A 13,916-nucleotide genomic window follows, 5' to 3' on the forward strand; every position below is an offset into this window, starting at 1 on the left:
TGACCCACGCTCGGGCACGCCCAAACTGTGCTGTTGCTGTGAGGAGGGGAATTGGCTAGTTTCGACGCGACCGACGACCGCGCGCAGGGCCCAGAATCAGGCCATTCTTTGCTCGCTATGAACAAAATTCCCGCTACCCCGATTGCCGTTATCGGCATGGCCTGCCGACTTCCCGGAGGCATCGAATCGCCGGACCAATTATGGGAAGCGTTGCTGCGGGGCGATGACCTGGTCACCGAGATTCCGCCCGACCGGTGGGACGCCGACGAGTACTACGACCCCGAGCCGGGTGTGCCGGGCCGGTCTGTGTCCCGGTGGGGCGCATTCATGCACGACGTCGCCGGCTTCGATTCCGAGTTCTTCGGGATCAGCGAGCGGGAGGCGACCGCGATCGATCCGCAGCACCGCCTGCTGCTGGAAACATCATGGGAGGCCATGGAGCACGCCGGTCTCACCCCGCAGACGGTGGCCGACTCGCTAACCGGCGTGTTCGTGGGCGCTACTGTCGGCTCCGCCAATTGATCGTCGAGGTTACCGTAACTTGCTGGGTCGCTAGCAAATGGAGCTTAGAGAGAAGGTGAAGGAGGAGTGACTCCTACGATGGAGACGCTTATTGATTACCTGCGGATGTGGGAAGCCCGGCAACCAGCCCAGACCCTTTACCGGTTCGTCGACGTCGAAGGCCGGGAGCTCGAGCACTACACCTACCAGAGCTTCGCCGAGCGGACGCGTGAGTTGGCCGCCTATTTATATACGGAGGCCGGGCTCAGGCCGGGAGATCGGGCGCTGCTCCTTTACCCGCCAGGCCTGGAGATGGTGGCGGCGTTCTACGCGTGCGCACGCATCGGCGTGATCGCCGTACCGGTCAGCCCTCCCCTGCCCATGGCGTTCGAGGCCGGTCTGGCCAAGCTCAACTACATCGCCCGGGACTGCGAGGCCAAGGCGGTGCTGTCTACCAAGCAGTTCGAGTACGACTTCCGAATGCTGCTCGGGCACCGACAAGGCGCGCTGCCGTGGCCAGATGCCGAGCGGGCCTCGCAGCTGCCCTGGTTCGGGACGGATGGCACGCAGGACTTTGGCGGTGCCCACGTGGCGGACACGCCTGGCCCAGTGCTGTTCCTGCAGTACACGTCCGGCTCCACCAATGATCCCAAGGGTGTGATCGTGAGCCACGCCAACATCATCGCGAACGGGCGCAGCGCAGTCACCGGCGACGAGGTGGTGGTCAGTTGGCTGCCGCAGCACCACGACATGGGCTTGATCTCGGCGTACCTGTTCATGTTGGTGGTCGGTGGGACCACGCATGGGATGTCACCGCTGGACTTCCTCAGCCGGCCCTCAGCGTGGCTGCGGCTCGTCAGCGAAGTGCGCGGCACCCACGGGCCAGTGCCGAACTTCGCCCTCGACTACTGCCTACGTGAGGACAAGTGCCCCACGTCTGAGTTGGCCGGGATCGACCTGAGCAGCATCGCCACCTTGGTCTGTGGGGCCGAGCCTCTCCGGGCCAAGACGTTCACGCGGTTCCGGGAGCGCTTCGCCCCCTACGGTCTGAACCCCGACGCGCTGGTCGGCGCTTACGGCTTGGCCGAAAACACCCTGATCGTGTCCATGCGGGGGCGCCAGACCCTGGCTGTGAACAAGCGCGCGCTGGAGAAGAATCTCGTGCGGGTCGAAAAGGCCCTGCCTGAGAACAACAACCAGACCCCAGTGGTGAGCTGCGGCAAGCCCGATGCCGGGAACGTGGTCCGCATCGTCGATTCCGAATCGGGACAGGCCTTGGGCGAGGGTCGGGTCGGCGAGGTTTGGGTGGACGGACCCTCCAAGGCGGGTGGCTACTGGCGACGCCCTGAACTCAGTGTGGAGACATTCGCGGCCCGCATCGTCGGCGATGAAGAGCACACGTATCTGCGGACCGGTGACCTCGGGTTCCTGTATGAGGGCGAGCTGTTCGTCTGCGGCCGGAGCAAGGATCTGATCATCGTCCGCGGCGTCAACTGCTACCCCTCGGACATCGAGGCGGTCGTGGAGCGCTCAGCCCCGCAAGTCCGTCACGGCTGCGTCGTCGCCGTCTCGGTCGAACTTGAGGAGCAGGAAGCGCTGGTCGTGGTCGCCGAAGTGCGGGACAAGGAAGCGCTGCCCGACGGGACAGCCTTGGCGCGGGCGATCCGCAGGTACGGCCATATCGATCCGCACACCATCGTGTTCGTGCCGCCGCGCAGCATTCCCAAGACCACCTCGGGGAAGATCCGGCGCGCGGAGACCCGCCGGCTCTGGCTGGACGACAAGCTGCCCGTGCTGGCGAGCTACGCCCACCAGACCCAGGAAGGGCCGGACGCCAGCGCGGGTCCGCTAGAACGCTTCCGCCATGTCATCGAGAGTTACGACCTCACCGGGGAGGAGGACTGCTCCTTCGCGGATCTCGGCATCGACTCGCTGGCCTTGGCTGAGCTCCGCGCGGACCTGCAGGCCTTGCTGGAAGAGCATGGCGCGGGGGAGCTGGCCGAGGACGTCAACACGCGGCTGCTCCAGCGCCTCACAGTCGCCGAGTTCTTCGGGCTCATGCGGCAGTTCGGCGATGGGTCCGGGCAGCCACTCGACGCCCTTCGGCGGGCGCTGGATCAGATTTCCGCCGAGTATGAGGCATACGAGATCACGCAGATGCGCGCCGACGCACGTTTGCCCCTGCCGGCGCTTCCACCGACGCGACCGGGCGTGCAAAGCGACATCCTGCTGACCGGCGCGACCGGTTTTCTGGGACCGTTCCTGCTGAGCAGCATGCTCGGTCGTACGTCGTACACCCTCCACGCGCTGGTCCGCGCGACGGATGCGGAACACGGCCTGGACCGGATCATCGCCTCGCTGCGCCGGGCTCACCTATGGTCCCCGGCTCTCGAAGCCGAGGTCCGGGCGCGGGTGCATGTGATCTGCGGGGACCTGGCCGAGCCTGACCTGGGAATCGGTGAGGCGGCGTTCCGGCGACTGGCTGACAGCGTCGATGCCATCGTCCACAACGGCGCCCTCGTCAACTACGTCCGGACCTACGACGCCCTGCGGCCCGCCAACGTGGCCGGCACGCGGGAGCTTTTGCGCCTGGCTCTGACCGCGCACCGCAAGACCTTCCACTTGGTCTCCAGCACCTTCATCTATGGCTGGAGCACCCAGCCGGTAGTCGGGGAGTGGGACGCGAACGAGGAGATGAGCGGCCTGGACTTCGGCTACTCGCAAACCAAGTGGGTCGGCGAGCAGCTGGTGCTGGCAGCGGCGCGGCAAGGACTCGACGTGCGCATCTACCGGCCCTCGCTCATCTCTCCCACCAGCGCGGGCTTTGGGAGCCAGGAGGACATCTTGGTGCGCCTCATGGCCTTCATGATCGAGCACGGCCTGGCCGTCAACGCCCGCAACCAGGTCAGTCTGCTGCCGGCGGACCTGGTCGCGGATCACATCGTCGAGCTGATGGGCCTCCCGGCTGAGGCGGGCACCGTCTTCAATATGACCGCGGATGACTATTACAACCTCATGGACATCACCCGACTCTTGTCCGAACGCCACGGCTACCGCTTCGCCTACCATGACATCCCGTCCTTCGTCGAGCTGTTGAATCGCCGGTGCGCGCCGCGCGATCCGCTTTATCCGCTGGTCGATTTCCTCACCCGCTCGGCGGACAACATCGCGGCGATGCGGGACAAGCGCTACGACAACACCCAGTACCGGTACGCGCGCGCGCTGGGCAAGGTCCGCCTGCGCGAGCCGGCCCTGACCGACACCGTCGACGACCTCGTCCGATTCGTGCGGCCGCTCTGCCGCACGCCCAGCTGATCGACCCGGTGATACGTTGCGCGCATCCCGATTCCGCACCCTTGAATCGCTACAGGTTGGTCTGTATCCGCACCCACAGGGAGGCTCTTTCCCTGCGCCTCGGGAGGTTGGTCTGTAAGCCATGTCCCAACAACTGACCGTCGCGATCGTCATTCCCGCCTATAACGAGGAACGTTTCATCGGCAAATGCCTGGAATCATGCATCGACCAAACCTCGGCGCCGGACGAAATAATTATTGTCAACAACAAGTCGACTGACAACACCGCATCGATCGTGCGCCGGTATCAAGAACATAACTCGCATATCGACATTCGCCTGCTCGACCAAAATGAGTATCAGGGCATCGCTCCGACGCGCAACTGTGGATTCGATCATGCGCAAAGCGATATCATCGGCCGGATTGACGCCGATTCCATCGTCGCCAATGACTGGGTTGAGACGATTCGCCGCCGCTTCCAAGACCCGGCCATCGACGCGGCGAGTGGGCCAGCCGTCATTTACGACATGCCTCTGCGAGCGTTTTTTTTCTGGCTCGACAGTACGCTCAAGGACAGGGTGCACCGCACCGCAAAGGATGAGCGATTTCTCTTTGGCGCCAACATGGCAATCCGCGCCACGGCTTGGAAGGCGGTCCGTCATCTGACGCAGTTGGATCTGGAAGACCGACTGCACGAAGATGTCGAGCTTGCGCTGACACTGTTCAAAAACAATTTTGAGGTCACATATGAGCCGACTATGGTTGTCGGCATTTCTGCCCGCCGGGTGCAATCCTCACTGCGCGATTTCTACCGGTATGCCATGCGTTATGCCAGGACGACAGAGGTGCACGGTGTCCACGGTGTCAAGAGCCGTGCGGCGCGTACAGAGATAATCACCCTTCTGCTGCTGTATCTCCCGGGCCGGACGATGCGGTTCTTTTATGACGTAGAGAACCTCCAGTTTACGTTGTCAAAGCTACGTGACGAGCTTCGCAAGATAGGCAGGGGTGCTGTGTCAGGGAAAATTTCACGGTTGCCCGAGTTCATCCCTGATGAGCGTCGATCCGGCGAGTTGGGTTTTGATTTCGGTGGGCCGTAGGGGCGATCGCCGCGTGTCGTGTGACGCCGGGTTCCACTGTCCCGGGCTGGCTAAGGAATTACCGGTCCGCATGCAAGGCGAGCTGATCAAGCAATTTGATGAGCCGGCCGTCGAGGTGTCATGAGGGCCATCGCTTTTTATTTGCCGCAGTTCCATCCGATCCCCGAGAACGACCAGTGGTGGGGACCTGGCTTCACCGAGTGGGTCAACGTGGTCAAGACGCGCCCGTTGTTCCGTGGCCATTACCAGCCCCATATTCCTGCCGATTTGGGTTTTTACGATCTGCGCCTGCGCGAGACACGAATTGTGCAAGCGGAGCTGGCGCGGCAGTACGGCATCGGAGGTTTCTGTTACTACCACTACTGGTTCAATGGCAAACTGCTGCTCGAAAAGCCGCTTGAGGCTGTTCTTGCCGATCAGGAGCCCGACTTCCCCTTCTGCGTCTGTTGGGCCAACGAGACCTGGAGCCGGCGTTGGGACGGTCAGGAACGTAAAGCCCTCATCGAGGTGGACCTTGACCGGTACGATCCAGATGCGCACTTCGAGTATCTCAGCAAGGTGTTTTTCGATCCGCGCTATATCCGCATTGAAGGCAAGCCCGTCTTCCTAATTTATCGCATCGACCTGTTCTCCGACATTCGGTCGACCATTGGGCGATGGCGCGCCAAAGCGCAATCGATGGGGCTCCCGGGCATATACCTCTGCGCGGTTCGTAGCCATTCCCACAGCCTGGGCGATGCCGAGACGATAGCCCTCGGTTTCGACGCGACCATCGGGTTCGAGCCGAACTTTCGGAAGCTGCGAACCCAGGTCCCCGCTATGGCGCGCTACCCAATTCCTCGCTTGCTCAACCTTGTCCGGAGAAAAGCGTTCGTTTTTCGCGTTTTCGACTACGCCGCAATGGTCCGTGCCGCCATGGAACGGCAAGAGACGGCCGAACGGCATTTTCCGTGCGTGATGCCGAGCTGGGACAATTCTGCCCGCAGACGCTTTGGCGCCTGGATCATTCAGAACGGCGATGCCGAGTTGTTCGAAGCGTGGCTGCGCGACGCTGCGAATCGCGTGACTTCCTATCCAAAGGATGAGCAAATCGTTTTCATCAATGCCTGGAACGAGTGGGCCGAAGGATGCCATCTTGAGCCGGACCTACGCAACGGGCACCGCTTTCTGGAGGCGGTACGGAAGGTGTTTGGCGGCGCCGCGGAGGGTGCCCGCCAACCCAGCCACCCATGAGCGGCATGAAGGACAGCACGTACCGACCGCGCGCCAAGAGGAGTTGCACTGATGTCGCAGCGGAAAGCGTCTAAAGAGTCATCGTGTAGCGCCGTGGCCGCACGACAATGAAGTGATCGACGATGCTAGGCCTGAACCCAACTACCTCGCCTGGACTTGTCCGGCCACACATCGACCGCCCAACGGAACCTCGAACCCGCATGGGCAACCTGGGCGGCAGCCAAGGGCCCCATCACCGCGGCCGGTGAAGAATCTGGCGCGGGCATGATCGGCACCGTCGAGTTCAACTCCGCCACCCTGTCGTGCAACCGCGCTTGCGCGCCGCAGGTCGGGCACCAACCCACGGCCGCTGTCGTTTCGATCGCGTACTCGACCTCGCCGTCGCCTTCCGAGACCGCCAACACGGCCATGCCTGCCAGCCCGAGCATCGCGGTGGCACTACTGTTCTCAATCACCTGGGGCCTTCCTGTTCGTGTTCCGTAGCACCACGAATCATGAGGCCCCAGGGCCATTCAATGATCCCGTCAAGACCGCGGAGGGCCGCTCACCTGACGGCACGATGAGCACCGTCGGCGACGTCGGCTATGTCGACGACGACGGCTATCTATACCTCACCGATCGCGCGACATTCATGATCATCTCGGGCGGAGTCAACATCTACCCGCAGGAGAGCGAGAACCTGCTGATCACCCACCCAAAAGTGGCGGACGCCGCGGTCTTCGGGGTGCCCGACGATGACCTTGGCGAAGCGGTGAAAGCGGTCGTGCAGCCGATGCCCGGAGTTCAGCCGGGGCCTGAGCTCGTCGAGGAGCTAATCGCGTTCTGCGGTGCGCACCTGTCGCGGCAGAAGGTGCCCCGTTCGATTGACTTCGAGGACGAGCTGCCGCGCCTGCCCACCGGCAAGCTCTACAAGCGCCTACTGCGCGATCGGTATTGGACTGACCACAAGAGCCGGATCGTCTGAAAGAACGTTGCCGGCTCGGAGGCCGATTTACGTAAGTGCAGCTAAGCCGACCTTATGAGAGCGCGCCCGAAGAGATTCGAACTCCCAACCTTCTGGTGTATTCGCACTGTCCGGCAGCGTCCGCCAACGTTCGATAACGTATTGCGGGCCAACGGGATACGTATTCCAGCGTCCGCCTAGAACCGTCACTATTCGGCCTGATTCACGGGCGTTTGTGACAGGAAAGTGGCGACTTTCAAAAGACTTCCCGCAAAGTGCGGAACGCCCCCGCGACGGCAGGCACCGCCCTGGGGTGTCGCCCAACCCGTCGTTGGTACAAAGGTAAATTACTAGACGTCTCGCTGTGAGTTAGCCGTGAGTTTGCCCTTGTGAGTTGCCACGGGCCATACGGGACGTGCAACATGCTGACGTGAACAACGCTCCCCACGGCCAATTCGGGGCCTGCGCCCGGCGCGCGAATGCGTAGTCCCAGTGCCTGCATCCGTGCGGTGACTGTCGCGTGAACCGGATCAAGGCGGTGCAGCAGGCGCTCGACGGGCGGGTGAAGCCCGTCTATCTGGAGATCGGCGTTTCGCGCGGAGCGGCGTTCCGGCGTATTACCGCCGACGAGAAGATCGCCGTTGATCCGGCGTTCAAGCTTTCGGCGCGCTCCCGCCGCAGACTCGCCGACGCGAAGGCGCGCGCCACCCACTACTTCGAGACGACCAGCGACGCCTTCTTCGCGAACGAGACGGCCTTCCTCGAGCAGCGCGGCATCGACGTCGCCCTAATCGACGGGCTCCACACCTATGAGCAGGCCATGCGCGACGTCGAGAACACCCTGCGCTACCTGCGGGACGATGGCGTCATTGTCCTGCACGATTGCAACCCCGCAAAGGCCTCGATCGCCTGCCCCGCGACGTCGGAAGCCGACTTTCATGCGCAGAACCACTGGTGGGACTACTACTGGAGCGGCGACGTCTGGAAGACGATCGTTCACCTGCGCAGCACCCGGGACGACCTGCGAATCGCGGTGCTGAAGTGCGATTTTGGGGTCGGGCTCATACGAAAGGGATTCCCGGAATCGCGATTGTCCTACTCGGCGGAGCAGATCGAGGCGCTCAATTACGCGGATCTCGCCGCAGACCGCGACCGCTTGCTTAACCTGAAGCCGCCCGCGTACCTCGGCGAATTTCTTGAGCAGTCCGATAATGCGCTCGACTTGAGGTAATTCCTCCAGTTCCCAAGGTCAGGCAACCAACCGTGTCACCCGACCACTACCACGCTTCATCACGAAGAGCCGGTAATGCCGCAGCGCGCGCGGTTGTCCTCGATCGCCCGCTTACAGCCACGGACCGCGCCGTAGTCGTCCACTATCAAGAACCCGCCGGGCTGCAGAGCCTCAGCAATCGCGGGACAACTTGGGGGGTCAGTCCTCTAACGGGTGAGCCGTGTACGTTTCGCTGACAACCGTGTTTGGCCACACCGACCGCGTCCATGACCCGCGCGGGAACTGCTTGCGCCACTTACGACCATGCAGTTTTCGCAACGCCCGCACCTTTGCAAGGTTTGCTCCGCACTGATACCGCAAACTTCCGAAGTGGATGTTGGCGGTCTTGTGTCCGAAGTGGTTGATATAGGCCATCTCGGTTGTGTACAGGCCATATCCAACTTTTCGGGCACGTAACGCTAGATCGAGGTCGATCCCCCACCCGTAGCGCCCAAAGTTGCGAAGGTCCAGTCCGCCGATAGTTTGCCAGCATTCGCGCGACAGCATGAGCGCCGTTCCCTCTACGGCGGACACTGCCCGATATCGCGGTCGGGGAGTGTAGTTTGCAGCATTTGGTTTCTCGTCAGCTTCCGCGCAAGGGAACCCATAGTCAATCACCGGCCCAACGATTCCCCCGTCACCGGGTAGCCGCGGGTCCAGCAGGGCAGCGACAAATCCCTTCGAGATACGGGTGTCGTTGTTGAGCGTCATTGCGTGCGAGTAACCCTCCGAGAACGCAATGCGGAATCCGAGATCGCTGCCTCCAGCCCAGCCGAGGTTTTCGCCGGGTGTGGTGACCCGTTCGTCGCTGATCCTCGGGTAGTCGCCGCGGTTGTCAACTATCAGATACTCTGCGCCCTCGCGCTCCAAGTCGGCGACGAGGGCATGAGTGTACTCATGCTGCCCGTAGACCGGCACCGTAATCAGCAGGGACACAAGCTAACCGTAGACCATGGCCATCCCAGAGCTACTCGGGAAGGGACAATGCCTCCGAGCGTTTGGTTTAGCTGGCAACACTCTGTCCCGGCCGGCAGTCCGCGGCCGGACCCGCCTGACCGAGTTGCCAGCCTGCCTGATAGCCGACACCTTCGGCATGACACCGGCGCTCGCGCGCATGTACCGGGCTTCCGGACAGGCGGTTCCGGTCGGGAAACGGATTCTCGAACTCAACCCGAATCATCCGCTCGTCACCGGCCTGCAACAGGCGCACAAGAACCGCGGCGACGATTCCTCACTGGTCGAAACCGCCGAATTGCTTTACGGCACAGCGCTGCTCGCCGAAGGCGGCGTACCCGAGGACCCGGCAAAGTTCGCCGGATTGCTCGCAAACCGTCTGGGCCTCGCACCGTGTACGCCGACCTGTACTGTAAACGTTACAGCTACGTCAATACTTAGCGAGCACCATGCCTAAGGAATTACCGGTCATTGCAGCCATTCCGAACTACAACATGGGCGATAATCTATGCAGGCTACTCCCACAAGTATTGGCGCAGCACTACAACGCCGTCTTTGTGCTCGATGACGCCTCCACGGACCACAGCGTCGACGTGGTTAGTGGGTTTGGCGGTGAAGTGAAATTGGTACGGAGCCCGGAAAATAGGGGTGCCGGCGCTAATCGCAATCAGATCATCGACCACGTTGGAGAAGGGGCAATTATCCACTTCATTGACGCCGATATGGACTTGGAGACTCCCGAGACTCCCGCTGTTGCACGGGAAGTTGTCGGACGCTATGCCGACCGACGAGTCGGTTTGATTGGCGGGTTAGTAAGCCGAGTAGATGGCAGTCAGGAGTTTCGTAACTATGGCCCTGCCCCTGTGTTCTCGGTGTTGGCCACATCGGGTTTGCCGCTGTTAACAATCGACCGCTTGCGGAAAAAACCTCGGCTCGCCGCCGCTATACAACGCGTGGCTGCGCCAGTGATGAGAGATTGGCCCAACATACTTGAGTCTCCCACTGCGGCGCCAGCTTACTGGCTGCATGAAGGAAATATGCTTGTTGATTCCAGCTTATTCAGGTCGGTCGGCGGCTATGACCCTATGCTACGGTCACACGAGATTCAGGATTTGGCAATACGTTTGGAAAAGATCGGCATCAAGCGGCAGTTCGATCCGAGTGTCAGGGTCGTGCATCACCACATTGATGTCAGGGGCAAGAATCGTCTTAAATGGGAAAGTAAGGCGATTATTTATTTGATACGCAAGCATGGACTATTTCATTTTCTGACCGACCGCTAGCCTGAGGGTCCCGTACCTGTTGCCTCGTGTCAAGATGCGCGCGAAGTCTGATTCGTTGACTCATTCGAGGATGCGCGCATAGGAGCGGGCCCGACTGCGACCTTGGTCTTGGGTCCGGCCTTGCTGGCCTCAAAATTTCACGGTTGCCCGAGTTCATCCCTGATGAGCGTCGATCCGGCGAGTTGGGTTTTGATTTCGGTGGGACGGTAGGGGCGGTCGCCGCGTGTCGTGACGGGGTGCTCTCGTACCGGATGTACTGCTTCCTCAAGCCATGAGGAGCGCATCAGCGCAGCCGTTCGACTCGGTGCCGCTGGAGGGGGCAGGCCCGTTGGTCTGGTCGTGCGACAGCTGGTGTCCGTCCAAAGTGGGTTACCGACTCTAATTCTAATCGCCCAGCTCAGACCCTGCCCACGCCGCTCGCAACCATGAACACGCCGACCACGCCGAGGACCAAGGCGAAGATCGGCCGGCCGTGAGCGCGTAACCAATCATGCAGCCGCATTACGACGGCTTGCGTCTTCGCCGGCGATGCCAGGTAGCTAACAAGAGGAATCTCGGCGATCGCATATGCCACGAGGATCCACATGAGGGCGGCGATGACTTGCGCGCCGGCACCCGCTCCGGAGGCCACAATGACCATCATTGCTCCCCAGAACTCGATGAGCGGCGTCGCCGCCGTACCCAGGCCGAAGACAAACGCCATCCTCGGCGACCCATCTTCAAGCAGGCGACGCCACGACAGTCGCGAGAATACGGTCGGTGTTTTCGGCTGGAGCACCTGGGCGGACGGATCGCCGCCCGGCACCAGTGCGTATGCTGCTTGACGGACCGAGGAGGGCGCAGCGAGCATCGCAGCGGTCGAAAGCGCGACAACACCGACGGCGATCTGGATGGGCGGAACAACCGGGTTTCTGGCGGCGGAAGTCACGACTCGCGTAACAGAAAGTAAGAAGTCGCCTAGCAAGAACAGCGCAGCCAGGGCAGCGCCGAAACCCATTGCCTTGAGACCCAGCCAGTACGCGACCAGATGAGGCATGGGCCGCGGGCGCGAAATCAACAGCATAACGATCCCGATGCGCACCGGGTCCTGCGCTGCGGAAAACGCGAAGAATAGGACTAGGCCCCACATCAGCCAAACCCCCTTCGGCTGGCGGTCTCTTCCAGGAGATCGGCGGCGGCGGTGACGCTTTCGGCGGGTTTGCTCATCCGGGTAGCGATCTCGCGGGCTCGAGTGACGTGTTGCGCGGCGAGGATGGAGCGGAGGTCCGCCATCAGCGATTCTCTGGTGGTGGCCGAAAACCGGCGTGCAGAACCGACTTTGAGCCGTTTGACCTGAGCTGCCCAGATCGGCTGTTCGATCCAGATCCAGGCTGGGTTAAAGGGTTCGGTAGGCCGATGGCGCCCATGACCTCGACCGGCACCCCCGCGTAATCGCCGGTGATGGCCGCCGTGTCCCCGTACGCGAACGCCGAATTCATCATCGAGGTAATTAACACATCGAGGTAATTAACAATAGACCGGCACTGGCGCCGGCTACGAAAGCAAAGCTCAGCCACCGAGACTTACCGCCAATCATCGCTGCCTCCCATAAGGTCGTGTACACGGCATTGAGTTTTGACCACGCCGACTGGCAAGCGGGACAGCAATTGAACATAGGTTATACACCTTGCGGTGCGGGCGCACGGCGTATAGGGAAACAGGGAAACAGGGAAACATACAGGTTGAAATACACAGGTTTGTTCCAAAATTCAGCCCCGGTTGTCGGCGCGCAGGGGTTCGCTCTCGCTACACCACTTGCTCACCAGCGATGACCCGAAGAACACCGCTTGATGTGGAGCCACCGCCAGACCAGTGAGGAACTTATGGATGTTAAAGGGCATAGGGCCCCATGGGCGTCCAAAGCGGCGGCCATCGGGTCCGATTTGGTTTTGCTTGCCGTAGCCCCACACGTCGCGTGCCGGCCCATGGCCCGAGATCGCCTCCACAACCTGAGCCACCGCGTCGGGATCGGAAAAACGATCCCCGGAGTGCATGAACCACAACAGATCGCCCGACGCATGGGCAATGCCCTGGTTCATCGCCTCATATCTTCCGCCGTCGGGCTCGGACTGCCAACACGTGAAGCCCGGCTCACACCCGGACAGATACTCCACGACGTCGTCGCCCGATCCACCGTCGATCACGATGTGCTCGATGCGTCCCCCGTAGCGCTGAGCTGGCACACTGTCCACCGTGCGCTTCAGCCCGTCGAGGTCGTGGAAGGAGATCGTTATCACCGAGACGGTCGGAGTCGGTGTCACCGACGTCGCCCTCGCGCACCTTTGGCCGCTCGACGCGGTCGAGCTGCGGAGCTCGTAGCCTCGGCGGCACTCACGTCGTAGGGCACTGGCATCGTGAACTGTGCGCTTTTCAGTTTCTCCGCCATGCTCCAACCATTGCTCTTTATCTTCTGCCACATCATGCCGTCATAATCTTCGGCCACATCATGCCGTCATACGAAAGATGTGGCAATCCCCTGAAACCGTAGAGACTGGTTTGTAGTGATCTGTTGGTTGAGCGCCGCGCGTGTGGGCGGGCAGCGCCGTGCGCCTGCCCGCGCCGCTGCTCGATCAGGGGCCGCAGAGGCTCCGGGGTCAAGGGCGGGCCGTATGTCCGTCGCGTAGCGACCCTTGAGGCCGGATGGGCCGGCCCCGTAGCCTGGTGCGGCAGCTCACGGCCGACGGCGGCGCAGGGCTCGACATCGCCGCGAGTTCCACAGCTTGCCCGGGCAAATCTCATCGGCGGACCTAACTCCGGTACTGCCTATGCGTCTAAGCGGGCGAACTGTCCGTGCCGGTACTGCTCGACACACGCCGCTTGCCTGACCTTGCCGCTGGTGGTGATCGGAATCGAGCCAGGTGCTACCAGAACGAGATCCGCGACGGCGAGGCCGTGCGAGTTTGAGATCGCCGAGGTCACTTCACGCTTGACGAGGCCGAGCTTATCCATCGCCTCCTCGTCGGAGTCGCCGCGCTTCTTGACTTCGATGATGACGACAAGCTGCTCCGTGCCCTCATCCGGAACCGCTATCCCGCACAGCGACCCCGGGTGATCTCCTGGATCGTCGCTCCGCAGCTACTCTGCAACGCTTCACCACATTCGATGTGCCGCCGACGGCCACCCGCTCGCCGGCGGCCACACCCCAACGCTGTGCCGCTTGGGGGCCGATGGCATCGATGGTCCCGACGGTCTCGTGACCGGGAACGAACGCGAACCCGCCCGCGAGCTCGCCGGTGAACTGCTCATGGTCGGTCCCGCACAGTCCGCAGGCCGCCACCCGCACCAGCGCATCGTCGTCGC

10 protein-coding genes and 7 pseudogenes are annotated in these 13,916 nt (G+C 62.1%); 9 read left to right on the forward strand and 8 right to left on the reverse strand.

Annotated features, from left to right (window positions below; genetic code table 11):
- Positions 1–117: 117 nt before the first annotated feature.
- From ACLQI9_RS03210 to ACLQI9_RS03225, 4 genes and pseudogenes are all read left to right on the forward strand, one after another.
- A pseudogene (locus ACLQI9_RS03210) lies at positions 118–504 on the forward strand (beta-ketoacyl synthase N-terminal-like domain-containing protein); the annotation flags it as partial.
- A 96-nt stretch (positions 505–600) separates the two neighbouring features.
- Positions 601–3,816: a thioester reductase domain-containing protein gene (locus ACLQI9_RS03215; protein ID WP_442380068.1), complete on the forward strand. Its 3,216-nt coding sequence runs from the start codon at positions 601–603 to the stop codon at positions 3,814–3,816.
- 121 nt (positions 3,817–3,937) lie between these two features.
- A complete protein-coding gene (locus ACLQI9_RS03220) occupies positions 3,938–4,894 on the forward strand; it encodes a glycosyltransferase (protein ID WP_442380064.1) in 957 nt (318 codons plus the stop codon).
- Positions 4,895–5,014: 120 nt separating this feature from the next.
- Positions 5,015–6,127 (forward strand): glycosyltransferase WbsX family protein, encoded by a 1,113-nt coding sequence (locus tag ACLQI9_RS03225; RefSeq protein WP_442380062.1) that lies wholly within the window; start codon positions 5,015–5,017, stop codon positions 6,125–6,127.
- Between the two features lie 125 nt (positions 6,128–6,252).
- Here ACLQI9_RS03225 and ACLQI9_RS03230 read toward each other — a convergent pair whose 3' ends face one another.
- A complete protein-coding gene (locus tag ACLQI9_RS03230) occupies positions 6,253–6,582 on the reverse strand; it encodes a hypothetical protein (RefSeq protein WP_442380060.1) in 330 nt (109 codons plus the stop codon).
- A gap of 56 nt (positions 6,583–6,638) precedes the next feature.
- Here ACLQI9_RS03230 and ACLQI9_RS03235 point away from each other — a divergent pair.
- Both ACLQI9_RS03235 and ACLQI9_RS03240 read left to right on the forward strand, forming a co-directional pair.
- Positions 6,639–7,091 (forward strand): annotated as a pseudogene (locus tag ACLQI9_RS03235) (AMP-binding enzyme); the annotation flags it as partial.
- Between the two features lie 499 nt (positions 7,092–7,590).
- Positions 7,591–8,301: a class I SAM-dependent methyltransferase gene (locus ACLQI9_RS03240; RefSeq protein ID WP_442380058.1), complete on the forward strand. Its 711-nt coding sequence runs from the start codon at positions 7,591–7,593 to the stop codon at positions 8,299–8,301.
- 59 nt (positions 8,302–8,360) lie between these two features.
- Here ACLQI9_RS03240 and ACLQI9_RS03245 read toward each other — a convergent pair whose 3' ends face one another.
- Positions 8,361–8,480, reverse strand: a complete 120-nt coding sequence (locus ACLQI9_RS03245) for a TylF/MycF/NovP-related O-methyltransferase (protein WP_442391024.1) — start codon at positions 8,478–8,480, stop codon at positions 8,361–8,363.
- A gap of 19 nt (positions 8,481–8,499) precedes the next feature.
- The gene (locus tag ACLQI9_RS03250; protein WP_442380056.1) at positions 8,500–9,276 is read right to left on the reverse strand and encodes a glycosyltransferase family 2 protein; all 777 of its coding nucleotides are present in this window, start codon (positions 9,274–9,276) and stop codon (positions 8,500–8,502) included.
- Between the two features lie 97 nt (positions 9,277–9,373).
- On the opposite strand from ACLQI9_RS03250, the pseudogene ACLQI9_RS03255 reads away from it, so the two are divergent.
- From ACLQI9_RS03255 to ACLQI9_RS03265, 3 genes and pseudogenes are all read left to right on the forward strand, one after another.
- Positions 9,374–9,751 (forward strand): annotated as a pseudogene (locus ACLQI9_RS03255) (hypothetical protein); the annotation flags it as partial.
- Positions 9,744–10,577 (forward strand): glycosyltransferase family 2 protein, encoded by an 834-nt coding sequence (locus ACLQI9_RS03260; RefSeq protein WP_442380054.1) that lies wholly within the window; start codon positions 9,744–9,746, stop codon positions 10,575–10,577. The pseudogene ACLQI9_RS03255 and the gene ACLQI9_RS03260, both read left to right, overlap by 8 nt.
- A 143-nt stretch (positions 10,578–10,720) precedes the next feature.
- Complete coding sequence (locus ACLQI9_RS03265; protein ID WP_442391021.1) at positions 10,721–10,852, forward strand: hypothetical protein; 132 nt, start codon at positions 10,721–10,723, stop codon at positions 10,850–10,852.
- Between the two features lie 122 nt (positions 10,853–10,974).
- On the opposite strand, the gene ACLQI9_RS03270 is transcribed toward ACLQI9_RS03265, so the two are convergent.
- The 5 genes and pseudogenes from ACLQI9_RS03270 to ACLQI9_RS03290 all read right to left on the reverse strand — a co-directional run.
- The gene (locus tag ACLQI9_RS03270; RefSeq protein WP_442380052.1) at positions 10,975–11,706 is read right to left on the reverse strand and encodes a GAP family protein; all 732 of its coding nucleotides are present in this window, start codon (positions 11,704–11,706) and stop codon (positions 10,975–10,977) included.
- Positions 11,706–12,020, reverse strand: a pseudogene (locus tag ACLQI9_RS03275) (glycosyltransferase); the annotation flags it as partial. The pseudogene ACLQI9_RS03275 and the gene ACLQI9_RS03270, both read right to left, overlap by 1 nt.
- Before the next feature lie 350 nt (positions 12,021–12,370).
- Positions 12,371–12,877: pseudogene (locus tag ACLQI9_RS03280) on the reverse strand (glycosyltransferase); the annotation flags it as partial.
- Positions 12,878–13,379: 502 nt separating this feature from the next.
- Positions 13,380–13,684 (reverse strand): annotated as a pseudogene (locus ACLQI9_RS03285) (acyl-CoA synthetase); the annotation flags it as partial.
- Positions 13,678–13,916, reverse strand: a pseudogene (locus ACLQI9_RS03290) (alcohol dehydrogenase catalytic domain-containing protein); the annotation flags it as partial. The pseudogenes ACLQI9_RS03290 and ACLQI9_RS03285, both read right to left, overlap by 7 nt.

It is taken from the genome of Mycobacterium sp., from assembly GCF_052143115.1.
In the GTDB taxonomy this organism is placed as follows: Bacteria; Actinomycetota; Actinomycetes; order Mycobacteriales; family Mycobacteriaceae; genus Mycobacterium.

What these genes read in the sequence shown, in the direction of transcription:
- ACLQI9_RS03260 (WP_442380054.1), top strand. Translation starts at nt 9,744, where the DNA reads ATGCCTAAGGAATTACCGGTCATTGCAGCCATTCCGAACTACAACATG.
- ACLQI9_RS03270 (WP_442380052.1), bottom strand. Translation starts at nt 11,706, where the DNA reads ATGTGGGGCCTAGTCCTATTCTTCGCGTTTTCCGCAGCGCAGGACCCG.
- ACLQI9_RS03215 (WP_442380068.1), top strand. Translation starts at nt 601, where the DNA reads ATGGAGACGCTTATTGATTACCTGCGGATGTGGGAAGCCCGGCAACCA.
- ACLQI9_RS03225 (WP_442380062.1), top strand. Translation starts at nt 5,015, where the DNA reads ATGAGGGCCATCGCTTTTTATTTGCCGCAGTTCCATCCGATCCCCGAG.
- ACLQI9_RS03220 (WP_442380064.1), top strand. Translation starts at nt 3,938, where the DNA reads ATGTCCCAACAACTGACCGTCGCGATCGTCATTCCCGCCTATAACGAG.